Genomic DNA, 22,040 nt, shown 5'->3' with positions numbered 1-22,040 from the left:
ACCAGGCCCGCGCCGACTGAGAGGAAAGTAGTCATGAACGCAACCGAAATGGAAAACCTGCCGATCCGCCGGCTCGATTCCAGCAAGCCTGGCTTTGCCGAGGCGCTGCGCCAGGTGCTGGCCTTCGAGGCTGGCGAGGACGAGGCCATCGATCGCGCCGCCGCGCAGATCCTGGCTGATGTGAAGGCGCGCGGGGATGCCGCGGTGCTGGAATACACCAGGCGCTTCGACCGCGTGGAAGCGTCGTCGATGGGCGCGCTGGAGGTATCGCAGCAGCAGCTCGAAGCGGCGCTCGAAGACCTCGAACCCAAGCGCCGCGCCGCGCTGGAGGCCGCCGCCGCGCGCGTGCGCGCCTACCACGAGAAGCAGAAGATCGAATGCGGCAGCCACAGCTGGGAATACACCGAGGCCGACGGCACCATGCTGGGCCAGAAGGTGACGCCGCTGGACCGCGTCGGCATCTACGTGCCGGGCGGCAAGGCCGCGTATCCGTCGTCGGTGCTGATGAACGCGATCCCGGCGCGCGTGGCGGGCGTGAAGGAAATCATCATGGTCGTGCCCACGCCGGGCGGCGTGCGCAATGAGCTGGTGCTGGCCGCCGCGCAGATCGCCGGCGTCGACCGCGTGTTCACCATCGGCGGCGCCCAGGCGATTGGCGCGCTGGCCTATGGCACGGCGACGCTGCCGCAGGTCGACAAGATCGTCGGCCCGGGCAATGCCTATGTGGCCGCGGCCAAGCGGCGCGTGTTCGGCACCGTCGGCATCGACATGATTGCCGGCCCGTCCGAGATCCTGGTGATCTGCGACGGCACCACCGACCCCGACTGGGTGGCGATGGACCTGTTCTCGCAGGCCGAGCACGACGAACTGGCGCAGTCGATCCTGCTGTGCCCGGACGCCGGCTATATCGCCCGCGTCGAAGCCAGCATCCAGCGCCAGCTTGGCACCATGCCGCGGCGCGAGGTGATTGCCGCCTCGATCTCCGGCCGTGGCGCGCTGATCAAGGTGCGCGACATGGAAGAGGCCTGCGAGATCGCCAACGCGATCGCGCCCGAGCACCTGGAGATCTCGGCCGAGAACCCGCGCCAGTGGAGCGAAAAGATCCGCCACGCCGGCGCCATCTTCCTGGGCCCCTATACCAGCGAGTCGCTCGGCGATTACTGCGCGGGCCCGAACCACGTGCTGCCGACCTCGCGCACCGCGCGCTTCTCTTCGCCGCTGGGCGTCTATGACTTCCAGAAGCGTTCGAGCCTGATCGAAGTGAGCGAGGGCGGGGCGCAGATGCTCGGCCAGATCGCCGCCGAGCTGGCCTATGGCGAAGGCCTGCAGGCCCACGCCCGCAGCGCGGAATATCGTTTCACCAAACGCAGTTGATCTACTGACCCACGCTGCCTGATAAGGCAGCCAACTTAGGAGTTCCCATGCCAGCCGTAGAGCCCTCCCTGATCGAACGCATCATCCGTGACGACGTACGCGCCATGGGCGCCTACCACGTGCCGGATTCGCACGGTCTGGTCAAGCTCGACGCAATGGAGAACCCGTACCGGCTGCCTCCCGCTCTGCGCCGCGAACTGGCCGAGCGCCTGGGCGAGGTTGCGCTGAACCGCTACCCGGTGCCCAGCAGCGAAGCGCTGCGCGCCAAGCTGAAGACCGTGATGCAGGTGCCGGCCGGCATGGACGTGCTGCTCGGCAATGGCTCGGACGAGATCATCAGCATGCTGGCGCTGGCCGCGGCCAGGCCCGGCGCCAAGGTAATGGCGCCGGTGCCGGGCTTCGTCATGTACGCAATGTCGGCGCAGTTCGCCGGCCTGCAATTCGTCGGCGTGCCGCTGCGCGCGGACTTCACGCTCGACCGCGCCGCCATGCTGGCGGCGATGGCCGAGCACCAGCCCGCCATCATCTACCTGGCGTACCCGAACAACCCCACCGGCAACCTGTTCGATGCCGCCGACATGGAGGCCATCGTCCGCGCCGCCCAGGGCGAGATCTGCAACAGCCTGGTGGTGGTGGACGAGGCCTACCAGCCGTTCGCGCAGCACAGCTGGATGCCGCGCCTGACGGAATTCGGCAACCTTTTGGTGATGCGCACCGTATCCAAGCTGGGCCTGGCCGGCATCCGCCTGGGCTACCTGGCCGGCGCGCCCGAATGGCTGTCGCAGCTGGACAAGGTGCGCCCGCCGTACAACGTCAACGTGCTGACCGAAGCCGCCGCGCTGTTCGCGCTGGAGCACGTGTCGGTGCTGGACGAACAGGCCGCCCAACTGCGCGACGAACGCGCCCGTGTGGCCGAAGGCATGGCCGCGAATGCGGGCGTGACGGTGTTCCCCAGCGCCGCCAATTTCCTGCTCGCGCGCGTGCCGGATGCCGCACAGACGTTCGACCGGCTGCTGGCCCGCAAGGTATTGATCAAGAACGTGAGTAAAATGCACCCGTTGCTGGCCAATTGTCTGCGCGTCACGGTCAGCACCCCCGAAGAAAACGCGCAGTTCCTTGAGGCATTCGCAGCGTCGCTGCAGGATTAACACCATGCGTGTTGCAGAGGTCACCCGCAATACTTCGGAAACGCAAATTCGCGTTTCCCTGAATCTCGACGGCAGCGGCCGCCAGAAACTGGCGTCCGGCGTGCCGTTCCTTGACCACATGCTGGACCAGATCGCCCGGCACGGCATGTTCGACCTGGAGGTCGAAGCCACCGGCGACACGCATATCGACGACCACCACACGGTGGAAGACGTGGGCATCACGCTCGGCCAGGCGGTTGCCAGGGCCATCGGCGACAAGAAAGGCATCACCCGCTACGGCCACAGCTATGTGCCGCTGGACGAATGCCTGTCGCGCGTGGTGATCGATTTCTCCGGCCGTCCCGGCCTGGAATTCCACGTGCCGTTCACGCGTGCGCGCGTGGGCAGCTTCGACGTGGACCTGACCATCGAGTTCTTCCGCGGCTTCGTCAACCATGCGGGCGTGACCCTGCATATCGACAACCTGCGCGGCATCAATGCCCACCATCAGTGCGAAACCGTGTTCAAGGCCTTTGGCCGGGCATTGCGCATGGCGGTGGAGCTGGACCCGCGCGCGGCGAACACGATCCCGTCGACCAAGGGTACGCTCTGACCTTTCCACCACGGTAGGCGTGCCGGCTGGTTGCGGCGCCCGCTGACCTTCCAAGCCTGAACCTGGCCAGCGATGCTGGCGACCCGCAACCGATGGATACGCTCAAGTCGTTTATTTCGCTGCTGGCGCTGATCAACCCGATCGGGGCGATCCCGTTCTTCATCAGCCTGACCAGCCTGCAGACGGAAGCGGAAAAGCTGCGTACCATCAAGATCGCATCGGTTTCGGTGGCGATCGTGGTGGCGGTGTCGGCCTTGCTGGGGCAGCAGATCATCGAGTTCTTCAATATCTCGGTGGCGTCGCTGCAGGTGGGTGGCGGGCTCATCATGATCATGATGGCCATGAACATGCTGAACGCGCAGACCAGCCGCACCAAGGCCACGCCGGAAGAAGAGGACGAGGCCGAGGTAAAGTCCAGCATCGCGGTGGTGCCGCTGGCGCTGCCGCTGCTGACCGGGCCGGGCTCGATCAGCACGGTGATCGTCTATGCCGGCAAGACCCAGCACTGGTACCAGTTGCTGATCCTGGTCGGCCTGGGCGTGGTGATCGGTGCGGTGGTGTACCTGGTGTTCCGCGCGGCCGACCCGATCGCCCGGGTCATCGGCCGCACCGGCATCAATATCGGCACGCGCCTGATGGGGCTGATCCTGTCGGCTCTGGCCGTGGAATTCATTGTGGACGGGCTGAAGACATTGTTGCCTGTTTTGAAATCATGACTACCATAGCAATTGTGGATTACGGCATGGGCAACCTGCGCTCGGTGGCGCAGGCGCTGCGTGCCGCGGCGCCGGAAGCGGACGTGCGCGTGGTGGATGCCCCCGAAGGCATCCGCTCGGCGGACCGCGTGGTGCTGCCCGGCCAGGGCGCGATGCCCGACTGCATGTCGGCGCTGGGCGCGTCCGGGCTGCAGGAGGCGGTGGTGCAGGCCGCCGCCAGCAAGCCGATGCTGGGTGTGTGCGTGGGCGAGCAGATGCTGTTCGAGTTCAGCACCGAAAGCCGGGCCGGCGCGGACCGTACGCCGGCGCTGGGCCTGATGCCCGGCCAGGTGGTGCGCTTTGCGCTGGACGGCATGACGCAGCCCGACGGCTCGCGCTACAAGGTGCCGCAGATGGGTTGGAACCGGGTGCGCCAGGCCAGGCCTCACCCGCTGTGGGACGGTATCCCGGACGACAGCTGGTTCTATTTCGTCCACAGTTACTATGTGCAGGCGCAGGACCCGGCCCATGTTGCCGGTGAAACGGAATACGGAGTCGTATTTACCAGCGCGGTAGCGCGCGATAATATTTTCGCGACGCAGTTCCACCCCGAGAAGAGCGCGGCCCTGGGCCTGCAGCTGTACCGGAACTTCGTCCACTGGAAGCCCTGACCCGATTCGTTTTTTTACCGATCATCGACCGCTAACTCGACCCGTCACCCGACCTGTTTCCGATCGACTATCGACCCGACCTGACCGGCAGCGCCGGTCTCGCTCAATCTCTATCACTCAACCACGCTCGTCACGCATATGTTGCTCATTCCGGCCATCGACCTGAAGGACGGTCAGTGTGTACGCCTCAAACAAGGCGACATGGACCAGGCCACCGTCTTTTCCGAAGATCCCGCCGCCATGGCACGCCACTGGGTGGAGCAGGGCGCCCGCCGCCTGCACCTGGTGGACCTGAATGGCGCGTTCGTGGGCAAGCCCCGCAACGAGGAGGCCATCAAGGCCATCATCGCCGAGGTCGGCGACGAGATCCCGGTGCAGCTGGGGGGCGGCATCCGCGACCTGAACACCATCGAACGCTGGCTGGATGACGGGCTGTCGTACGTCATCATCGGCACCGCCGCGGTGAAAAACCCCGGTTTCCTGAAGGATGCCTGCTCGGCCTTCGGCGGCCATATCATCGTCGGCCTGGATGCCAGGGACGGCAAGGTAGCGACCGACGGCTGGAGCAAGCTGACCGGCCACGAGGTGGCGGACCTGGCACGCAAGTATGAAGACTACGGCGTCGAGGCCATCATCTACACCGATATCGGCCGCGACGGCATGCTGCAGGGGATCAATATCGATGCCACCGTCAAGCTGGCGCAATCGATGTCGATCCCGGTGATCGCCAGCGGCGGGCTGTCCAACCTGGCCGACATCGACAATCTCTGCGCGGTCGAGGGCGAAGGTGTCGAAGGCGTCATTTGCGGCCGCGCGATCTACTCCGGGGATCTCAACTTTGCCGCCGCGCAGGCACTGGCGGACAAGCTGCGCGACGGGCAATAAGGCAACGCGCCGCGGGCGCAGCCGCCGCCAGACTGGAGCTGGCGGCGGACAAGGAATCTCATGCTAGCCAAACGTATCATCCCCTGCCTGGACGTGACCAACGGGCGGGTGGTCAAGGGCGTCAACTTTGTCGAGCTGCGCGACGCGGGCGATCCCGTGGAAATCGCGCGCCGCTACGATGAGCAGGGCGCCGATGAAATCACATTCCTGGACATCACTGCGACCAGCGACGGGCGTGACCTGATGCTGCACATCATCGAGGCTGTGGCTTCGCAGGTCTTTATCCCGCTGACGGTGGGCGGCGGCGTGCGCACCGTCGAAGACGTGCGGCGCCTGCTCAATGCCGGCGCGGACAAGATCAGCGTCAATTCGTCGGCCATCGCCAATCCGCAGCTGGTGTCGGATGCGACTGCCAAGTACGGCTCGCAATGCATCGTGGTGGCGATCGACGCCAAGCGCAGTTCCGCCCCGGGCGAAGCGCCGCGCTGGGAAGTCTTCACCCACGGCGGGCGCAAGGCCACCGGGCTGGATGCGGTCGAATGGGCGCGCGAGATGGCCGCGCGCGGCGCCGGCGAGATCCTGCTGACCAGCATGGACCGCGACGGCACCAAGAGCGGTTTCGACCTGGAACTGACCCGCGCCGTCAGCGACGCGGTGCCGGTGCCGGTAATCGCCTCGGGTGGCGTCGGCGGCCTGCAGGACCTGGCCGATGGCATCACCCGGGGCCGCGCCGACGCGGTGCTGGCCGCCAGCATCTTCCACTACGGGCAACACACCGTGGGCGAAGCCAAGGCATTCATGGCCCGCGAGGGCATTCCCGTGCGGATCTGATCATGGCAAAGAAGTGGCTCAACAAGGTCAAATGGGACGATAACGGCCTGGTGCCGGTGATCGTGCAGGAAGTCGGCTCGAACGACGTGCTGATGTTCGCGTTCATGAACCGCGACGCGCTGCAGCGCACCGTGGAGCTGGGCGAGGCCGTGTTCTGGTCGCGCTCGCGCAAGCGCCTGTGGCACAAGGGCGAAGAGTCCGGCCATGTGCAGAAGGTGCACGAGATCCGCCTGGACTGCGATGAAGACGTGGTGCTGCTCAAGGTGACCCAGATCGACAATATCGCCTGCCATACCGGGCGCCATTCCTGCTTCTTCCAGAAGTTCGAGGGCGATGTGGAAGCCGGCGACTGGCAGACAGTCGAGCCGGTGCTGAAGGACCCTGCCCAGATCTACACCAAGCCATGAGCGACAACCAACTCAGCAGCAATGATGTCCTGGCGCGCCTGGCCGAAGTGCTGGAATCGCGCAAGCCCGCCAACGGCGGCGACCCTGACAAATCCTATGTGGCGCGCCTGTTCAGCAAGGGCGACGACGCCATCCTGAAGAAGATCGGCGAGGAAGCCACCGAGACCGTGATGGCCGCCAAGGACGCGCGCGCCGCCGGGCAGACTGGCGCCGAGGCCGGCAAGGTGGTTTATGAAGTGGCCGACCTGTGGTTCCACAGCATGGTATTGCTGGCCAACTTCGGCCTGACGCCGGCGGATGTGGTCAACGAGCTCGCGCGGCGCGAGGGGCTGTCCGGCCTCGAGGAAAAGGCCCGGCGCAAGGACTAGCTGGCGCAGGCGCCGGCCGGTCTTCCGCCTGCCCGCAAGGCAGGCTTCTAACCAAGGGCAATGATGGCGAACGACTACACCGGGCAAGTCACCACCCCCAGCGGCGAGCAGTTGAGCAGCCTGCGCAAGCTGCTGCACATCCTGTATGCCCTGTATGCGATCTTCTGGCTGACCGGCGGCATCACCGCGCTGATCGCCATCGTGATCGACTACGTCAAGCGCGACGACGCGCGCGGCTCGCTGTATGCCTCGCACTTCGCCTGGCAGATCCGCTCGTTCTGGTGGTCGGTGGTGTGGGGCGTGCTGGGCGGGGTGCTGTTCGCGACAGTCGTGCTGATGCCGCTGGCCTTTGCCGTCTGGGGCGTGCTGTCGCTGTGGATGCTGTATCGTATCGTCAAGGGCTGGCTGTACCTGAATGACAGCAAGCCGATGTACCCGGATCAGCAGTTCTGATCCCGGGCAGGCCGGGCGCGTGAAGCTGACACCGGGTGCCGCGGCCGTCGCAATGAAATCTTCATGAACGCTCAGGATAATTGCATCTTCTGCAAGATCGTGGCCGGCCAGCTACCGTCGCGCAAGGTCTACGAAGACGACGATATGGTGGCCTTCCACGATATCCATCCCAAGGCACCGGTACACTTGCTGGTCGTTCCCAGGTCGCATGTCGACTCGCTGGCCGATTGCGGCGCCGGCGAAGGGGAGCTGCTTGCTAGAATGATGCTGAAGGTGCCTGAACTGGCGCGGGCGGCAGGCTGTGCCAACGGATTCCGGACGGTGATCAACACCGGCCCGGACGGCGGCCAGGAGGTCTACCACCTGCATCTCCATGTGTTGGGCGGGCCGCGCCACGAGTGGAAGGGACCGCTGCCCTGACCGGCAGCTTTTGGCATGGGAGTGTCCGCGGCGGCAACGCCTCGGGCAGAAGCTGCGTCGGCAACCGTCGCCCGGCGCGGCCATAACGGGACGGAACAACGGGTCCGGGCATATCTGATTGCGCCCGCGGCTTCATCAGGAGCAAGAAATGGGTTCGTTTAGCATTTGGCACTGGCTGATCGTGCTGGTGATCGTCATGCTCGTGTTCGGCACCAAGAAACTGCGCAATATCGGCCAGGACCTGGGCGGCGCGGTCAAGGGCTTCAAGGACGGCATGAAGGACGGCGAGGGCAAGGCTGCCGCCGATCCCGCCCAGTCCAAGGAACTGCGCGACTCCACCACCATCGACGTCGAAGCCAAGGAAAAGACCCGCCAGCAGTAATCCGGCGGTGTGCCATCCCTTCTACGCAAACCTCGCTGCCTGCGTGTCGTCCCGCGCCTGCGCTTTTCCGCATGTTGTCCGCATGATGTGTCCGCATGATTGATCTCGGCATTTCCAAGCTGGCGCTGATCGGCGCCGTGGCACTGATCGTGATCGGTCCCGAACGGCTGCCCAAGGTTGCGCGCACTGTGGGCGCGCTGGTCGGCCGGGCGCAGCGCTACATCAACGACGTCAAGGCCGAAGTCAGCCGCGAGGTTGAACTGGAAGAACTGCGCAAGATGCGCACGGAATTCGAGGACGCCGCGCGCGATGTCGAGCGCACCATCCATAAGGAAGTCAACGAGCAGACCCAGGCGCTGAACGAAGCCCTGGGCGGTGCCGAGGGAACCAGCGGCGGCGGTAGCGCCGACGCCGGCGGCGGCTTCGTGCCAAGCTGGGATGCGGCCCACAAGGCGCACAACGGGCGCAAGAGCTGGCGCGTCAAGCAGGGCGCCCGCCCGCTCTGGTTCAAGCGCCAGCACAATGTCCGCGTCTGGGTGCAGTCGGGCGCGGCGCGCGTCAAGCGCCACCGGCCGGTCACCCGGCCATCCCGATCCTTCTTCGAGTGAGCATGCGCCGCGGCATCACCTTGCCGGCCGTCGTTCCGGCCGCTGCCGTCGTGGCTGCAGTCCTGGTTGCATTCGCGCGCCGCCGCGTTGCGGCCCCATCGATCCACCTTGCCAGCCCCCGCGGCTGAGCGGTTCACGCCATGAGCGACACCCGGTCCCCAGATCCCCAAGACCCGCAAGACGAGTCGCAGCAGGAAACCTTTATTTCCCACCTGGTCGAACTGCGCCAACGCCTGGTCAAGGCGGTGGCCGGCATCATCCTGGTCTTCGTCAGCCTGGTCTACTGGGCCCCGGTGATTTTCAACCTGTTTGCCGCGCCGCTGATGGAGTCGCTGCCCAAGGGCGGCAAGATGATCGTGACCGATGTCACCGGCTCGTTCTTCGTGCCGATGAAAGTCACCTTGCTGGTGGCCTTCCTGATCGCGCTGCCGTGGGTGCTGTACCAGGTCTGGCAGTTTGTCGCGCCCGGCCTGTACCAGCATGAGAAGCGCCTGATCCTGCCGCTGGTATCGAGCAGCTATTTCCTGTTCCTGTGCGGCGTGGCGTTCGCGTATTTCCTGGTGTTCCCCACGGTGTTCCATTTCATGGCGCACTACAACGCCCCGCTGGGGGCGGAGATGTCGACTGACATCGACAAATACCTCAGCTTTGCCATGACCACTTTCCTGGCCTTCGGCATCACCTTCGAGGTGCCGGTGGTGGTGATCGTGCTGGTGCGCTTTGGCGTGGTGGAGCTGGAAAAGCTCAAGCAGATCCGCCCCTATGTGATCGTGGGGGCCTTCATCATCGCTGCCATCGTGACCCCGCCCGATGTGCTGTCGCAGCTGCTGCTGGCCGTGCCGCTGGTGGCGCTTTATGAACTCGGACTGCTGCTGGCGCGCTTTGTCGGCCGTCCGTCACCTGAAGCGACTGCTTCAGGGGAAACGCAGCCCGACTAATTCGGCTGAGGTAGGTCTTTCGTATCTGCCAATCCCCGTTTTTGCACCAAAACGGGGATTTTCCCTCCCATTCCTGTTGCTCCCCCACAACAAAAACCGCCAGTAAGCATGGTTTACGCCGAAAAAGCCTTCTGACGGCCGGGGGGGCTGGCACATAATACGCAGCAGACGTGAATGTAAATGCGTCGCCCAAGTACTTGGGCAACCAAGATTTCCCAATCAGTTGACAAGGAAAGTGTCGATATGAAGATGAAACTGTTTGCTGCTGCCGTCGCCGCTCTGGCCGCTGGTGGCGCCTATGCCCAATCGAGCGTAACCCTGTACGGCGTGGCTGACGTCGGCCTCGAGTACGTCAACAACGCTAACGCCGCTGGCGACGACCTGTTCCGCATGTCGTCGGGTAACCAGTCCGGTTCGCGCTGGGGCCTGCGTGGCGTGGAAGATCTGGGCGGCGGCCTGAAGGGCGTGTTCGTGCTGGAAAGCGGTTTCGACCTGGACACGGGCAGCAATGCCACGAGCCAAGGTGGTCGTCTGTTCGGCCGTCAAGCCTACGTCGGTCTGCAAAGCCAGTTCGGCTCGCTGCTGCTGGGCCGTCAACAAACGTCGTTCTATGACTTCGGTCTGCAGTTCGACCCGATGGCCATTTCGTCGCGTTACGGCATCCTGTCCCAGGACGGCGCCTTCGCTTCGCGCGCTGACAACACCGTCAAGTACATCGGCAAGTTCGGTGGCCTGACCGCTTCGGCCTTCTACAGCTTCAACAACAACGGCCAGGAAGTCGCCGGCGCATTCCGCCGCGGCCAACAGTACGGCGCGCTGGTGAGCTACGCAGCTGGCCCGTTCGCGGTTGGTGCTGCTTATGACGAAATCCACGGCTCCGTGTCGGCTGGTGGCGTTGACCAAAGCGGCCAGCGTACTCGCCGTGCTACCGTTGGCGCCAACTACGCCTTCGGTCCGGCCAAGGTCTACGCTGGCTATCGCTGGGCCAAGGCCTTCGACGGCGCTGCTCTGACGGGCGGCACGACGGTTGACAATGGTGTCCTGACCACGTCGACGGCTTCGAACCTGTACTGGCTGGGTCTGGGTTACCAACTGACCCCGGCGTTCTCGCTGTCGGGCGCTGCGTACTACCAAGACTTCCGCAAGAGCGAAGCCGATCCGTGGCAGTTCGTGATCACGGCCGACTACGCGCTGTCGAAGCGTACCGACGTGTACACCTCGCTGTCGTACACCCTGAACGACAAGGGCTCGGCCCTGGGCGTGAACGGTTTCAACACCGCCACCACCACCAACGTTCAGGCGAACAAGGATCAGTTCGGTGCTGTGGTTGGTCTGCGCCACAAGTTCTAATCTGACGCGGGTGTAAGCCCGCTTAGGATTGGCTTGAACCAAGAGGCCGGCATCCCAAGGATGCCGGCCTCTTGTCTTTTGTGGCACCAAATGCTGGTACAGGCTGTTGCGCTGTTATCGTGCTGTGCCAGCCATGCCGCGCCTGGATGGCCGGCCAGAGGGCGGGTGGCGTGGGTGCAGCGCGGTGTGCCGGCGTTCTGCTTCGCGGCGATGTGGATCAGGCGCGGCGTTGCTCATGTCGATCGTGACCCGGTATGCACGTCGATCACGCCCCGGGCGTGAGTTTGCGCCTGCCAGTGACGGCCCCTGGTTCCACCGCCGCGATCCGGCAGCGCGGCGCGGCATTCCGTGATCGTTGCCTCGATGCCAAGGGCAGCAGCTGCGCCAGGCATAAAAAAACCCCGCCATCCAAGGCGGGGTTCCGTCTTCAGGGCCGTGTCGTCGTGCCCAGCCTCACTCTTCCTCTTCAAACGGCAGCGCGCGGCGCGGCGGCGGAGGCCGTTTGCCGATCGTCACCGTCAGGTCCGTTGCCTTGCCGCGGCGGATCACGGTCATCTTGATGTCCACTCCCGGCTTGAGCTGGGCAATCGCATTGAGCAGCGCGGTCGTGTCCGTGATCGACAAGCCATCCACCTTGGTCAGCACATCGCCGGGCTTCACGCCCGCCTTGTCGGCCGGCCCACCCTGGACCACCGCGGCGATCAGTGCGCCTTCCTTGGCATCGAGGCCGAACGATTCGGCGATCTCGGGCGTCATGTCCTGCGGCTCGACCCCGATCCAGCCGCGCGTCACGCTGCCGGTGGAGATAATCGACTCCATCACTTGCTTGGCAGTCGACACCGGAATGGCAAAGCCGATCCCCAGCGAGCCGCCCGAACGCGAGTAGATCGCCGTGTTGATGCCCAGCAGGTTGCCCTGCGCATCCACCAGCGCGCCGCCCGAGTTGCCCGGGTTGATGGCCGCGTCGGTCTGGATGAAGTTCTCGAAGGTGTTGATGCCCAGGTGGCTGCGGCCCAGCGCCGAGACAATGCCCATCGTCACCGTCTGGCCGACGCCGAACGGGTTGCCGATGGCCAGCACCACGTCGCCGACCTTTACGTTCTCGAGCCGGCCCAGCGTGATCGCGGGCAGGTCCTTGAGCGTCACTTTCAGCACGGCCAGGTCGGTTTCCGGGTCGGAGCCCACTACCTTGGCGTTGGCCTTGCGGCCGTCGGTCAGCGCGATCTCGATTTCATCGGCGCCGTCGACCACGTGGTGGTTGGTTAGAATGTAACCCTCGGCGCTGACAATGACGCCGGACCCCAGGCTGGAGACCGGCTCCTGCCGCTCAGGCAGGCGGTCGCCAAAGAAGAAGCGGAACCACGGATCCTCGGCCTGCGGGTTGGGCGAGCGCTTGTTGCCGTTCTTGCTGGTAAAGATATTGACCACGGCCGGCATGGCCATCTGGGCGGCTTCGCTGTAAGACCCTTCGGCGGCAGGACCGGACACGTTGGGCACGACTTCCTTGAGCGCCACGATGGGCGAACCGGACTGGACCGCGACGCGCCCCCTCTGCAGCCAATCAGGCTTGAGCGTTGCCACGACGAACCAGACCGCCAGCACGACGGTGACAGCCTGGGCAAAGAACAGCCAAAAGCGCCGCAACATATTGGAGTTTTGAGCAGAAAATGAAAACAAAAGAGCTTGAATTGTACTTGAATGACCTGTTGGAAGTTTCCCGCTACAAGGACTATTGTCCCAACGGACTGCAAGTGCAAGGTCGCTCGGAGATCACACACATCGTGACGGGAGTGACTGCAAGCCTGGCATTGGTCGATGCCGCAATCGAAGCGGGGGCCGACGCCATCCTCGTCCATCACGGCTACTTCTGGAAAAACGAAGATGCACGCGTGGTCGGGCAGAAGCACGCGCGTCTGAAGCGCCTGCTTGGCGCGGACGTCAACCTGTTCGCCTTCCACCTGCCCCTGGACAACCACCCGGAGTTCGGCAACAACGCCCAGCTCGGGCTGCAGCTCGGCTTTACCCCGACCGGCCGCTTCAGCGACGACCAGCTCGGCTGGACCGGCACGCTGCCCGCGCCGATGCCGCTCTCCGCGCTGGCCGCGCACGTTGGTGGCGTACTGGGGCGCGAGCCGCTGGCCATCGGTGAGCCGGACCAGATGATCCGCACCGTCGGCTGGTGCACGGGCGGGGCGCAAGGCTATTTCGATGCCGCGGTGGCCGCGGGTGTCGATGCCTACCTGAGCGGCGAAGTCTCGGAGCAGACCACGCACCTGGCGCGCGAAAGCGGCGTGGCTTACCTTGCCGCCGGCCATCACGCCACCGAGCGCTACGGCATCCGCTCGCTGGGCGAGCATGTGGCCGAACGCTTTGGCCTGCTCCATACGTTTATCGATATTCCTAATCCCGTCTGATCTGACGCAAAACAAAACGGCCCCATCGGGGCCGTTTTATCTTCCGGGGTCGGCGCGCATATGGCGCACCAGTCAGCGGGTCTTCAGGCTGTCGCGGATCTCACGCAGCAGCACGACTTCCTCGGGCGGTGCGGCGGGCGCTGCTTCCGGTTCCGCGGCGCGCATCCTGTTAAAGGCACGCACCATCAGGAAGATGATGAAGGCCAGGATCAGGAAGTTGACAACGATGGTCAGGAAATTGCCGTAGGCGAACACGGGCACGCCGGCCTTCTTCAAGGCATCGAGCGTAGTGGGAGTTCCGGGTGGGGGATCCGCCAGCACGATGAACATGCTGGAGAAGTCCAGCTTGCCGATCACGCGGCCTACCAACGGCATGATCAGGTCGTTGACCACTGAATCCACGATCTTGCCGAAAGCCGCGCCGATGATCACACCGACCGCGAGGTCGATGACGTTGCCGCGTACGGCAAAGGTTCTGAATTCCGAGATCATGCCCATGGGGGGTTCTCCTTCTTGTCGCTAGCGATGAACGGTTTCAAGCTCGAAGCCTGCCGCATCACTCACCGGAAAGCAAGCACCGAAGCCGCTTTCCGGGTTGCACGTCCGATAATCGCGCATGGCCGTGGCATTTTCTGCCTATCTAGTGCGCTGGTGTCTAAGGTACACTTTATGGTTGACGCAAAATCTAAATTGACTTCCCCTGGGGTTTGGAATGAGTGACCAGCAAGACGTGAAGAGCGTGGATAAGGGGCGCCGCAATTGGTTGATCGCGACATCCGTCGCTGGCGGCGTCGGAGGCGTAGCGGTAGCGGTTCCTTTCGTCAGTACTTTTGCACCATCGGAGAAGGCCAAAGCCGCGGGTGCTCCAGTCGAGGCGGATATTGGCGCGCTGAAGCCAGGCGAGATGATGACTGTCGAATGGCGCGGCAAGCCGGTCTGGATCATGCGGCGCACGGACGAACAACTGGCGTCGCTGAAGAAGACGGACGGCGAGGTGGCCGATCCCAATTCCGAGATTGCATTCACCATGCAGACGCCTGAATACTGCAAGAACGAAACCCGTTCGCGCGCAGAACACAAGGACGTCCTGGTCGTGGTGGGTATCTGTTCCCACCTGGGCTGCTCGCCGTCGGGTCCCTTCGCCGCCGGTGCCAATTCCCAGCTCGGCTCCGATCCCGGTTTCCTTTGCCCCTGCCACGGGTCGACCTTTGACCTCGCCGGGCGCGTCTTCAAGAACAAGCCGGCTCCGCAGAATCTCGATGTTCCCCCCTACCAGTTCCTGACCGACAGCAAGATCGTGATCGGCAAGGACGAGAAAGGAGAAGCCTGATCATGGCGGCCGAAAAACAAGTCAAGACGACCGGCCTGCTGGGCTGGATCGACGCCCGCTTCCCCGCAACCCAACTGTGGGAAGACCACCTCTCCAAGTACTACGCGCCGAAGAACTTCAACTTCTGGTACTTCTTCGGTTCGCTGGCGCTGCTGGTGCTGGTGATCCAGATCGTCACCGGCATCTTCCTGGTGATGAACTACAAGCCCGACGCCACGCTGAACGCCGCCGGCATTCCCGTGGCCTTCGCCAGCGTGGAATACATCATGCGCGAAGTCCCCTGGGGCTGGCTGGTGCGCTACATGCACTCGACCGGCGCCTCGGCCTTCTTCGTGGTGGTCTATCTGCATATGTTCCGGGGCCTGCTGTACGGTTCGTACCGCAAGCCGCGCGAGCTGGTCTGGATCTTCGGCTGCCTGATCTTCCTGTGCCTGATGGCGGAAGCCTTCATGGGCTACCTGTTGCCATGGGGCCAGATGTCGTACTGGGGCGCCCAGGTGATCGTGAACCTGTTCTCGGCGATTCCCGTGATCGGCCAGGACCTGTCGCTGTTCATCCGCGGTGACTACGTGGTGAGCGATGCAACGCTGAACCGCTTCTTCTCGTTCCACGTCATCGCCGTGCCGCTGGTGCTGCTGGCGCTGGTCATTGCCCACATCATCGCGCTGCACGAAGTGGGTTCGAACAACCCGGACGGCGTCGAGATCAAGGCCAAGAAGGATGAGAACGGCATCCCGCTGGACGGCATCCCGTTCCACCCGTACTACTCGGTGCACGACACGCTGGGCGTTGCCGGCTTCCTGCTCCTGTTCTCGGCCGTGATCTTCTTCTTCCCGGAAGTGGGCGGCTATTTCCTGGAACACAACAACTTCTTCCCGGCTGACCCGCTGAAAACCCCGCCGCATATTGCGCCGGTGTGGTACTTCACGCCGTTCTACTCGATGCTGCGTGCCACCACGTCGAACTTCCTGCCGATCCTGTGGGTGTTCTTCGCGCTGCTGCTCGGCATGGTGTTCCTGCGCAGCAAGGATGCGCGCGTGAAGATCGGCGCCATCGCCGTCGCGGTGATCCTGGCCGTGGGCTTCTACTTCATCGACGCCAAGTTCTGGGGCGTGCTGGTGATGGGCGGCTCGGTGGTGATCCTGTTCTTCCTGCCGTGGCTGGACCACTCGCCGGTCAAGTCCATCCGCTATCGTCCTGCCTTCCACAAGACCATCCTGACCGTCTTCGTGGTGGTGTTCCTGGTGCTCGGCTATCTTGGCGTGCAACCGCCGTCGCCGGTCGGTGAGAAGGTGTCGCAGCTCGGTACGCTGCTGTACTTCGCCTTCTTCCTGACCATGCCGCTGTGGAGCCGTGTCGGCGAGTTCAAGCCGGTCCCGGAGCGTGTCACGTTCCACCCGCACTGAGCGAAGCGAACCCCGACAAGAGCACAAGGACACAAGATGAAAAAGCTGCTTTCGATCCTCGCGCTGGCCGGCGCCTGCTTTGCCGGCGCGCCTGCCATGGCATCCGAGGGGGGCTTCCCCCTTGAGCCGGCACCGGTGAACACCGCTGACCTGTCGTCGCTGCAGCGCGGCGCCAAGCTGTTCGTCAACTACTGCCTGAACTGCCACGGCGCATCGATGATGCGTTACAACCGGCTCAAGGACATCGGCCTGACCGACGACCAGATCCGCGAGAACCTGCTGTTCAGCGCGGACAAGGTTGGCGAGACCATGACCATCGCCATGCAACCGAAGGAGGCCAAGGCCTTCTTCGGTGCGCAGCCGCCGGACCTGTCGGTGATCGCCCGCGCCCGCGGTGACGACTGGCTCTACACCTACCTGCGCACGTTCTACCGTGACGACAGCCGCGCCACCGGCTGGAACAACCTGGTGTTCCCGAGCGTCGGCATGCCGCACGTGCTGTGGGAACTGCAGGGCCAGCGCGCCGCCAAGTTCACGGAAGTGGAAGAGCACGGCGAGAAGGTGCACAAGTTTGCCGGCTTCGAGCAACTGAGCCCGGGCAAGCTGAGCAAGGTCGAGTACGACCAGGCCGCCGCTGACCTGGTCAGCTTCCTGGACTGGATGGCCGAGCCGGCGCAGAACCACCGCAAGCGCCTGGGCGTCTGGGTGCTGCTGTTCCTGGGCGTGTTCACTGTCTTTGCCTGGCGCCTCAACGCCGCGTACTGGAAGGACGTGAAGTAAAGGCATGCCAGGGCCCGAATCCGGGCCCGGACAAGGCAAAGGCCAGGGGTGGCCGCTGCGAAAGCAGCACCGCCCCTGGCCTTTTCTCTTGGAAAACCTGCCGAAGCGGGCCAATAAAGTGCGTCATTTGCCACTAATTTGCTTTCTGGTGGTCGACTTTGGCAGAATGGCAGACCTTACTGTCCGACCCTGCTTCGGCTAAGCCCAAGGAATCCAACCATGATGGTGTTGTATTCGGGTACGACTTGCCCGTTTTCCCAACGTTGCCGCCTTGTCCTGTTTGAAAAGGGCATGGATTTTGAAATCCGCGACGTCGACCTGTTCAACAAGCCCGAAGATATTTCGGTGATGAACCCGTACGGCCAGGTGCCCATCCTGGTCGAGCGCGACCTCATCCTGTATGAGTCGAACATCATCAACGAATACATCGACGAGCGCTTCCCGCACCCGCAGCTGATGCCGGCCGATCCGGTGCAGCGTGCCCGCGCCCGCCTGTTCCTGTTCAACTTCGAAAAGGAACTGTTCACCCACGTCTACACGCTGGAGAACGAAAAGGGCAAGGCCGCGGAGAAGAACCACGAACGCGCCCGCGCTGCGATCCGCGACCGCCTGACGCAGCTCGCGCCGATCTTCGTCAAAAACAAGTACATGCTGGGCGAAGAGTTCTCGATGCTCGACGTCGCCATCGCGCCGCTGCTGTGGCGCCTGGACCACTACGGCATTGAGCTGTCGAAGAACGCCGCGCCGCTGCTGAAGTATGCTGAACGCATTTTCAGCCGTCCCGCGTACATCGAAGCGCTCACCCCGTCCGAAAAGGTGATGCGCCGCTAACCGGCACCGGCCCGAAGGCATCCGCCCTCGGGCCACTACGGCGCCATTGGAAGCACAATGCCTGAAACCTCCACCAAGCCCTACCTGATCCGCGCCATCTATGAATGGTGCACGGACAACGGCTTCACGCCGTACATCGCCGTCTTCGTCGACGCCAACACCAGCGTGCCGCGCGAGTTCGTCAAGAACAACGAGATCGTGCTCAACGTCAGCTTCGACGCCACCAGCGGCCTGGACATGGGCAACGAGTGGATCACCTTCAGCGCACGCTTTGGCGGCGTCTCGCGCAAGATCGACGTCCCCGTCGAGAACGTGCTGGCCATCTACGCCCGTGAAAACGGGCAGGGCATGGCCTTCCCGGTCGAACGCAGCCTGCCGGAAACCCAGGCCGCCACCGAGCGCGAAAACAACCCGCCGCCCAAGCTGGCCCCGGTGGAAGCCGAGACCTCGGCAACTACCACCGACTCCGGCCCCGGAGACGACGACACGCCACCCCCGGTGCCCCGCATCGGCAGCAAGAAGCCCGCACTGAAAGTGGTGAAGTAAGCCATCCCAAAGCGGACCGCAATGCAGTAGAATCGCGGTCTGCACCAGACATGCCGGCTTAGCTCATCAGGTAGAGCAGTTGATTTGTAATCATCAGGTGGCGGGTTCGAGTCCTGCAGCCGGCACCAGAATCTGAAAACGGGCTACGCAAGATTGCGTAGCCCGTTTTGTTTTTGTGGCAAGGGCGCACAGCCGCCTCAATGCCGAAAAATGACTTATTCATCTAGTCGTTGTGGCGTAGATTTCTGACTAGTAGCAATGGCTAGGAGGCAATCCATGGCTGGGCAGCCTGATTTCCAAGACGGAGTTCAAGGCGCGCGCCCTCGAGTAAGTATTTCCGCCAGATCGAAGCCTCGGGCGAGCCGGTCATTGTCACGGACCACGGCAAGCCCACACTTGAAGTGCGTCCCTATCGCGGGCTGGAGCGCGACCCCCTTCAGGTATTTACGCGGCACCGTGGTGCGCTACGACGCGCCGACGGAGCCAGTGGACGTTGAGTGGGAGGCCGAGCGGTGATCGTGCTGGATAAGCGTGCCTTATTCCCTTACTGCACCCAGCGCAGCACTCAGCTTTCCAGCAAACCGCGACCCATCCCCAAACGTCATCACCAACTGCCGCGTAGCCCGCGTCATCGCCACATACATCAGCCGCGCTTCGTCTTCATCCGCCTCATCGTGCTTATGCGGCATCCCCGTGGCCGGAATGCACACCAGCGGAAACTCAAGCCCCTTGCTGCTATGCATCGTGATTACCTTGACGCTGTCCGCGCCGGGCGTAAATCGCTTGGTGATTTGGGGACATTCGAACGGAATGCCCTTGCGCGTCAGCGCGCTGGTGACGTGTCCGACCGTGTCCCAATGGCGATAGAGCACCGCCATTTCTGACCAGGGCGTACCAGCCCGGTTCTCGTCAGTCAGGATCTGCGCAATGCGCTCAGCTTCCGCCTCTACGTTTGGCAATTCGATCAGCAGCGGTTTGTTGCCGTGGCGCCCGGCACCGACAGGTTGCACGGTAGGCGCTTCGTCTTCGGTTGCCTCGGTCGGCCGCAGCAACTCATCCGCAAAGCTGCGCGCGACAGCCAGAATCTCCTGCGTATTGCGGTAGTTCAGCTTGAGGATGGTCGTACGGCCTCGGGCCTGGATGCCCACGCTGGCAAAGGTCATCCCGCGTTTCCTGGCGCCGCCATAAATGGACTGCGCATCGTCGTAGAGCACCAACAGGGAATTGCTCTCCGGATTCACCATCTGCACGACCAGCTTGAACCACTCCGGCCGGAAGTCATGCCCCTCATCGATCAGCACGGCGTCATACTGGCCGGCCGGGATCGCTTTCCGGTCCACGCCCTGGATGACCCGATTCACCATTTCCTCAAACAGCGCATCACTGGGGCGGCCCTTGGGGCGGTCAATGTTGTAAGTCTCCAACTGCCGCGAGCACCACGCGTGGAAGTTATAGACGTGGACCTTTTCTTCGATGCCTTTCTCGATCATCGTCGCCGCCAGCTTGGCGGCGAGGGTCTTGTTGTAGCAAAGCACGAGCACTGGCCGTGTGACGATCTTTGCCAGATGCTCAGCCCGGTAGCCGAGGATCATCGTCTTGCCAGAGCCGGCGACGCCATGAATGACCCGGTGGCCTTCGCCAAGGCTGCGTGCCAGCTGCTCCTGCTGGAGATCCATGACGCGAAGGATGTCAGGCATATCCAGCGGCTCCGCGGCTTCCTCCGGGAAGAGCGCGCGTTGCTCCGGCATGCGGATCTGCGGGAACAGGTGCCAGCGAATCCGCTCGATCTGCGGCAAGGAAAGCTTGAAGGTGAACTTGACCGGGAACATCTCCCAAAGGCGCTGCTGGAAGTGTTCCGCGTCGACCGACTCGTACATCTCGTCCTGGCAGATCACCAGGTGCGGCGGCAGGACGTCGCCGAGGTTGGTCTTGTCGAACTGGGCACGCGTGATGTTGGACAGGACGACGCCGCAGCCGTAGGGAAAGAAGGGTTTGCCTTTCAGCGAGCCGCCAGGCCAGACCAACTGCGGATCGCGCTGCAGCAGGTTGGTGACATAGAACATGTACTGGCGGGCTTGCTCGAGGGGATTCATCTCCCGCACCAGCCAGCGATCCGTCAGCAGCGTGACATCGCGCTGGTCGATTTCCCGGATGGTATCCAGCCTCCAGTCTTTCACCTCCAACACCAGCAGACCCCGGCTGGGATGGAAGACGATGAAATCCGGATGCCTGGTTTTCTCTCCGATGGCGACGTCATACCAGCACAGGTAGTCGTCCTCCAGCTTTGTCTCCAGACGCTCGGCGAAGCGTCTCTCTCCACTGGTCATGCGCGAAGTGACCGAACCCAGCGCGGGAATCAGCGTGGCCATGCGTTGTTGCTCTTCTTATTGCCCGTTCAGGAGCTGCGCTGACCACGGTAGGTGTCGCGGACCCGGTGCGACGGCGGTCAGGCAGGTTTGTTATGCGGCAATTGTAGGCACAAAACGGTAACGGTGGCTATTTCGGTAGTTTTGGTGATTTGCCGGTTGGCGACACTGGCGAGCCGGCGGCTCCGGGGGACTGCCAAGCGGTCTGCGCCTGCTTTCCGGCGATCCGCGCCGCCGATCCGTCGATTCCCGCCACCCCCATATCAGAGCCCGGATCGCAGTGGTAACCTCCCGCTATCTCCGCCCCCAGCCACCCGCACGTGCACCCCCCAGACTCCCGCATCTGGCGATCCGCCCCCGAGCAGCGCGCCTTTGAAGACGCCCGCCGCCGCGTGCGCGCGCTGCGCTTCTTCTACATGCACGCCATGGTCTACGTGGCGGTCAATGCATTGCTGATCGGCTTCCATCTGGTGGGATCGCCGCATCGGCCGTGGTCTGGTGGGCCGCTCATGGGCTGGGGTATCGGGCTGGCGATACACGGCGTGATGACGTGGAGTCGCGTCGGCCTGCTCGGGCGGCAGTGGGAAGAGCGCAAGATCGCGCAATACATGGCGCAGGAACAGGTGCGCACGCTGTCGACGGAGAAGCAGCTGGTCGAAGCCCGCATGCGCCTGCTGCAGGCCCAGATCGAACCGCACTTCCTGTTCAACACCCTGGCCAACGTGGTCAGCCTGATCGAGCCCGCGCCGCAGAAGGCCACGCTGATGCTGGAGCATTTCATCGCGTACCTGCGCGCATCGCTTGCAGCCAGCCGCGCCACGCAAGGCACGGTGGCGCAGGAGGCGAAGCTGCTGCGTGACTATCTGGCGCTGATCCGGATCCGCATGGGGGACCGGCTGCATTACTCGGTCGATGTCGACCCCGAACTCGAATCGATGCCGCTGGCGCCGATGCTGCTGCAGCCAGTGGTCGAGAATGCGATCAAGCATGGGCTGGAGCCCAAGATCGAAGGCGGGCGGCTGCTGGTCCGGCTGGAGCGGCGCGGCCCGCGCATGCTGGCGACCATCGAGGACGATGGCATGGGCTTTCGTCCCTCGGCCGGCGCCGGCGTCGGGCTTTCTAACCTGCGTGAACGGCTGGCCGTGCTGTATGACGGTGACGCCCACGTTCGGATTGAAGAACGCTCGCCCGGCACTGCCGTGCTGATCGAAATCCCGCTGCCGCGTGCATCCTGAAACGGAGACG

The 22,040-nt window shown here is 63.7% G+C and carries 25 protein-coding genes, 1 tRNA gene and 1 pseudogene; 24 read left to right on the top strand and 3 right to left on the bottom strand.

The annotated features are described in order from the left end of the window. Window positions 1-33 precede the first annotated feature (33 nt). The 15 genes from hisD to AC1Q6V_RS23200 all read left to right on the top strand — a co-directional run bounded on the left by hisD (window position 34) and on the right by AC1Q6V_RS23200 (window position 11,122). The gene (hisD, locus tag AC1Q6V_RS23270; RefSeq protein WP_010812332.1) at window positions 34-1,374 is read left to right on the top strand and encodes a histidinol dehydrogenase; all 1,341 of its coding nucleotides are present in this window, start codon (window positions 34-36) and stop codon (window positions 1,372-1,374) included. Window positions 1,375-1,421: 47 nt separating this feature from the next. Next, window positions 1,422-2,522: a histidinol-phosphate transaminase gene (hisC, locus tag AC1Q6V_RS23265; protein WP_439668327.1), complete on the top strand. Its 1,101-nt coding sequence runs from the start codon at window positions 1,422-1,424 to the stop codon at window positions 2,520-2,522. A gap of 4 nt (window positions 2,523-2,526) precedes the next feature. After that, entirely contained in the window at window positions 2,527-3,114 is a 588-nt protein-coding gene (gene hisB, locus AC1Q6V_RS23260; RefSeq protein ID WP_010812330.1) for an imidazoleglycerol-phosphate dehydratase HisB, read from the top strand. Window positions 3,115-3,206: 92 nt separating this feature from the next. Further along, window positions 3,207-3,830, top strand: a complete 624-nt coding sequence (locus tag AC1Q6V_RS23255) for a YchE family NAAT transporter (protein WP_010812329.1) — start codon at window positions 3,207-3,209, stop codon at window positions 3,828-3,830. Next, window positions 3,827-4,480 carry an imidazole glycerol phosphate synthase subunit HisH gene (gene hisH / locus AC1Q6V_RS23250; protein WP_010812328.1) on the top strand — a complete coding sequence of 218 codons (654 nt, stop codon included), beginning with the start codon at window positions 3,827-3,829 and terminating at the stop codon, window positions 4,478-4,480. The genes AC1Q6V_RS23255 and hisH overlap by 4 nt, the downstream gene beginning before the upstream one ends. 138 nt (window positions 4,481-4,618) lie before the next feature. Then, the gene (gene hisA / locus AC1Q6V_RS23245; protein ID WP_010812327.1) at window positions 4,619-5,365 is read left to right on the top strand and encodes a 1-(5-phosphoribosyl)-5-[(5-phosphoribosylamino)methylideneamino]imidazole-4-carboxamide isomerase; all 747 of its coding nucleotides are present in this window, start codon (window positions 4,619-4,621) and stop codon (window positions 5,363-5,365) included. A gap of 60 nt (window positions 5,366-5,425) precedes the next feature. Then, on the top strand, window positions 5,426-6,196 hold the full coding sequence (hisF, locus tag AC1Q6V_RS23240; RefSeq protein WP_058698047.1) for an imidazole glycerol phosphate synthase subunit HisF: 771 nt from the start codon (window positions 5,426-5,428) through the stop codon (window positions 6,194-6,196). 2 nt (window positions 6,197-6,198) lie between these two features. Then, complete coding sequence (hisI, locus tag AC1Q6V_RS23235; protein WP_010812325.1) at window positions 6,199-6,603, top strand: phosphoribosyl-AMP cyclohydrolase; 405 nt, start codon at window positions 6,199-6,201, stop codon at window positions 6,601-6,603. Further along, window positions 6,600-6,971, top strand: a complete 372-nt coding sequence (locus AC1Q6V_RS23230; RefSeq protein WP_010812324.1) for a phosphoribosyl-ATP diphosphatase — start codon at window positions 6,600-6,602, stop codon at window positions 6,969-6,971. The genes hisI and AC1Q6V_RS23230 overlap by 4 nt, the downstream gene beginning before the upstream one ends. A gap of 60 nt (window positions 6,972-7,031) precedes the next feature. Next, window positions 7,032-7,424, top strand: a complete 393-nt coding sequence (locus AC1Q6V_RS23225; protein WP_010812323.1) for a DUF4870 family protein — start codon at window positions 7,032-7,034, stop codon at window positions 7,422-7,424. Between the two features lie 63 nt (window positions 7,425-7,487). Then, window positions 7,488-7,844, top strand: a complete 357-nt coding sequence (locus AC1Q6V_RS23220) for a histidine triad nucleotide-binding protein (protein ID WP_011616140.1) — start codon at window positions 7,488-7,490, stop codon at window positions 7,842-7,844. Between the two features lie 148 nt (window positions 7,845-7,992). Continuing rightward, window positions 7,993-8,226: a Sec-independent protein translocase subunit TatA gene (gene tatA / locus AC1Q6V_RS23215; RefSeq protein ID WP_010812321.1), complete on the top strand. Its 234-nt coding sequence runs from the start codon at window positions 7,993-7,995 to the stop codon at window positions 8,224-8,226. Window positions 8,227-8,321: 95 nt separating this feature from the next. Then, window positions 8,322-8,834, top strand: a complete 513-nt coding sequence (gene tatB, locus AC1Q6V_RS23210; RefSeq protein ID WP_010812320.1) for a Sec-independent protein translocase protein TatB — start codon at window positions 8,322-8,324, stop codon at window positions 8,832-8,834. A gap of 140 nt (window positions 8,835-8,974) precedes the next feature. Further along, a complete protein-coding gene (gene tatC / locus AC1Q6V_RS23205; protein WP_010812319.1) occupies window positions 8,975-9,772 on the top strand; it encodes a twin-arginine translocase subunit TatC in 798 nt (265 codons plus the stop codon). Window positions 9,773-10,015: 243 nt separating this feature from the next. Then, on the top strand, window positions 10,016-11,122 hold the full coding sequence (locus tag AC1Q6V_RS23200) for a porin (protein ID WP_454750838.1): 1,107 nt from the start codon (window positions 10,016-10,018) through the stop codon (window positions 11,120-11,122). 453 nt (window positions 11,123-11,575) lie between these two features. On the opposite strand, the gene AC1Q6V_RS23195 is transcribed toward AC1Q6V_RS23200, so the two are convergent. Continuing rightward, the gene (locus AC1Q6V_RS23195; RefSeq protein WP_010812317.1) at window positions 11,576-12,769 is read right to left on the bottom strand and encodes a Do family serine endopeptidase; all 1,194 of its coding nucleotides are present in this window, start codon (window positions 12,767-12,769) and stop codon (window positions 11,576-11,578) included. A 20-nt stretch (window positions 12,770-12,789) separates the two neighbouring features. On the opposite strand from AC1Q6V_RS23195, the gene AC1Q6V_RS23190 reads away from it, so the two are divergent. Next, on the top strand, window positions 12,790-13,536 hold the full coding sequence (locus AC1Q6V_RS23190; protein WP_010812316.1) for a Nif3-like dinuclear metal center hexameric protein: 747 nt from the start codon (window positions 12,790-12,792) through the stop codon (window positions 13,534-13,536). 72 nt (window positions 13,537-13,608) lie between these two features. On the opposite strand, the gene mscL is transcribed toward AC1Q6V_RS23190, so the two are convergent. After that, window positions 13,609-14,034 carry a large conductance mechanosensitive channel protein MscL gene (mscL, locus tag AC1Q6V_RS23185; protein ID WP_010812315.1) on the bottom strand — a complete coding sequence of 142 codons (426 nt, stop codon included), beginning with the start codon at window positions 14,032-14,034 and terminating at the stop codon, window positions 13,609-13,611. A gap of 214 nt (window positions 14,035-14,248) precedes the next feature. On the opposite strand from mscL, the gene petA reads away from it, so the two are divergent. The 7 genes and pseudogenes from petA (at window position 14,249) to AC1Q6V_RS23150 (ending at window position 18,945) form a co-directional block, all read left to right on the top strand. Next, complete coding sequence (petA, locus tag AC1Q6V_RS23180; protein ID WP_010812314.1) at window positions 14,249-14,866, top strand: ubiquinol-cytochrome c reductase iron-sulfur subunit; 618 nt, start codon at window positions 14,249-14,251, stop codon at window positions 14,864-14,866. A 2-nt stretch (window positions 14,867-14,868) separates the two neighbouring features. Then, window positions 14,869-16,272 carry a cytochrome b gene (locus AC1Q6V_RS23175; protein ID WP_454750839.1) on the top strand — a complete coding sequence of 468 codons (1,404 nt, stop codon included), beginning with the start codon at window positions 14,869-14,871 and terminating at the stop codon, window positions 16,270-16,272. A 36-nt stretch (window positions 16,273-16,308) separates the two neighbouring features. Then, window positions 16,309-17,052 (top strand): cytochrome c1, encoded by a 744-nt coding sequence (locus AC1Q6V_RS23170; RefSeq protein WP_010812312.1) that lies wholly within the window; start codon window positions 16,309-16,311, stop codon window positions 17,050-17,052. Window positions 17,053-17,271: 219 nt separating this feature from the next. Further along, window positions 17,272-17,883: a glutathione S-transferase N-terminal domain-containing protein gene (locus AC1Q6V_RS23165; protein WP_010812311.1), complete on the top strand. Its 612-nt coding sequence runs from the start codon at window positions 17,272-17,274 to the stop codon at window positions 17,881-17,883. Between the two features lie 57 nt (window positions 17,884-17,940). Next, a complete protein-coding gene (locus AC1Q6V_RS23160; RefSeq protein WP_010812310.1) occupies window positions 17,941-18,429 on the top strand; it encodes a ClpXP protease specificity-enhancing factor in 489 nt (162 codons plus the stop codon). A 52-nt stretch (window positions 18,430-18,481) separates the two neighbouring features. Further along, a tRNA-Thr gene (locus tag AC1Q6V_RS23155) sits at window positions 18,482-18,557 on the top strand. A 152-nt stretch (window positions 18,558-18,709) separates the two neighbouring features. Then, window positions 18,710-18,945: pseudogene (locus tag AC1Q6V_RS23150) on the top strand (type II toxin-antitoxin system Phd/YefM family antitoxin). A 20-nt stretch (window positions 18,946-18,965) separates the two neighbouring features. Here AC1Q6V_RS23150 and AC1Q6V_RS23145 read toward each other — a convergent pair. Further along, window positions 18,966-20,798, bottom strand: a complete 1,833-nt coding sequence (locus AC1Q6V_RS23145) for a DEAD/DEAH box helicase (RefSeq protein WP_454750840.1) — start codon at window positions 20,796-20,798, stop codon at window positions 18,966-18,968. A gap of 389 nt (window positions 20,799-21,187) precedes the next feature. On the opposite strand from AC1Q6V_RS23145, the gene AC1Q6V_RS23140 reads away from it, so the two are divergent. After that, window positions 21,188-22,030 (top strand): sensor histidine kinase, encoded by an 843-nt coding sequence (locus AC1Q6V_RS23140; RefSeq protein WP_454750855.1) that lies wholly within the window; start codon window positions 21,188-21,190, stop codon window positions 22,028-22,030. Window positions 22,031-22,040: the final 10 nt, after the last annotated feature.

Source organism: Cupriavidus sp. GW823-FHT07B10, assembly GCF_058794355.1.
The sequence above is the reverse complement of the archived record's forward strand: the minus strand, read 5'-3'. Positions and strand labels throughout refer to the sequence as shown.

What these genes read in the sequence shown, in the direction of transcription:
- AC1Q6V_RS23145 (WP_454750840.1), bottom strand. Translation starts at nt 20,798, where the DNA reads ATGGCCACGCTGATTCCCGCGCTGGGTTCGGTCACTTCGCGCATGACC.
- AC1Q6V_RS23255 (WP_010812329.1), top strand. Translation starts at nt 3,207, where the DNA reads ATGGATACGCTCAAGTCGTTTATTTCGCTGCTGGCGCTGATCAACCCG.
- hisF (WP_058698047.1), top strand. Translation starts at nt 5,426, where the DNA reads ATGCTAGCCAAACGTATCATCCCCTGCCTGGACGTGACCAACGGGCGG.
- AC1Q6V_RS23165 (WP_010812311.1), top strand. Translation starts at nt 17,272, where the DNA reads ATGATGGTGTTGTATTCGGGTACGACTTGCCCGTTTTCCCAACGTTGC.
- AC1Q6V_RS23230 (WP_010812324.1), top strand. Translation starts at nt 6,600, where the DNA reads ATGAGCGACAACCAACTCAGCAGCAATGATGTCCTGGCGCGCCTGGCC.
- tatC (WP_010812319.1), top strand. Translation starts at nt 8,975, where the DNA reads ATGAGCGACACCCGGTCCCCAGATCCCCAAGACCCGCAAGACGAGTCG.
- tatA (WP_010812321.1), top strand. Translation starts at nt 7,993, where the DNA reads ATGGGTTCGTTTAGCATTTGGCACTGGCTGATCGTGCTGGTGATCGTC.
- hisI (WP_010812325.1), top strand. Translation starts at nt 6,199, where the DNA reads ATGGCAAAGAAGTGGCTCAACAAGGTCAAATGGGACGATAACGGCCTG.
- mscL (WP_010812315.1), bottom strand. Translation starts at nt 14,034, where the DNA reads ATGGGCATGATCTCGGAATTCAGAACCTTTGCCGTACGCGGCAACGTC.
- tatB (WP_010812320.1), top strand. Translation starts at nt 8,322, where the DNA reads ATGATTGATCTCGGCATTTCCAAGCTGGCGCTGATCGGCGCCGTGGCA.
- AC1Q6V_RS23160 (WP_010812310.1), top strand. Translation starts at nt 17,941, where the DNA reads ATGCCTGAAACCTCCACCAAGCCCTACCTGATCCGCGCCATCTATGAA.
- AC1Q6V_RS23200 (WP_454750838.1), top strand. Translation starts at nt 10,016, where the DNA reads ATGAAGATGAAACTGTTTGCTGCTGCCGTCGCCGCTCTGGCCGCTGGT.
- AC1Q6V_RS23170 (WP_010812312.1), top strand. Translation starts at nt 16,309, where the DNA reads ATGAAAAAGCTGCTTTCGATCCTCGCGCTGGCCGGCGCCTGCTTTGCC.
- AC1Q6V_RS23175 (WP_454750839.1), top strand. Translation starts at nt 14,869, where the DNA reads ATGGCGGCCGAAAAACAAGTCAAGACGACCGGCCTGCTGGGCTGGATC.
- AC1Q6V_RS23225 (WP_010812323.1), top strand. Translation starts at nt 7,032, where the DNA reads ATGATGGCGAACGACTACACCGGGCAAGTCACCACCCCCAGCGGCGAG.
- AC1Q6V_RS23220 (WP_011616140.1), top strand. Translation starts at nt 7,488, where the DNA reads ATGAACGCTCAGGATAATTGCATCTTCTGCAAGATCGTGGCCGGCCAG.
- hisC (WP_439668327.1), top strand. Translation starts at nt 1,422, where the DNA reads ATGCCAGCCGTAGAGCCCTCCCTGATCGAACGCATCATCCGTGACGAC.
- hisD (WP_010812332.1), top strand. Translation starts at nt 34, where the DNA reads ATGAACGCAACCGAAATGGAAAACCTGCCGATCCGCCGGCTCGATTCC.
- AC1Q6V_RS23195 (WP_010812317.1), bottom strand. Translation starts at nt 12,769, where the DNA reads ATGTTGCGGCGCTTTTGGCTGTTCTTTGCCCAGGCTGTCACCGTCGTG.
- petA (WP_010812314.1), top strand. Translation starts at nt 14,249, where the DNA reads ATGAGTGACCAGCAAGACGTGAAGAGCGTGGATAAGGGGCGCCGCAAT.
- hisA (WP_010812327.1), top strand. Translation starts at nt 4,619, where the DNA reads ATGTTGCTCATTCCGGCCATCGACCTGAAGGACGGTCAGTGTGTACGC.
- hisH (WP_010812328.1), top strand. Translation starts at nt 3,827, where the DNA reads ATGACTACCATAGCAATTGTGGATTACGGCATGGGCAACCTGCGCTCG.
- AC1Q6V_RS23190 (WP_010812316.1), top strand. Translation starts at nt 12,790, where the DNA reads ATGAAAACAAAAGAGCTTGAATTGTACTTGAATGACCTGTTGGAAGTT.
- hisB (WP_010812330.1), top strand. Translation starts at nt 2,527, where the DNA reads ATGCGTGTTGCAGAGGTCACCCGCAATACTTCGGAAACGCAAATTCGC.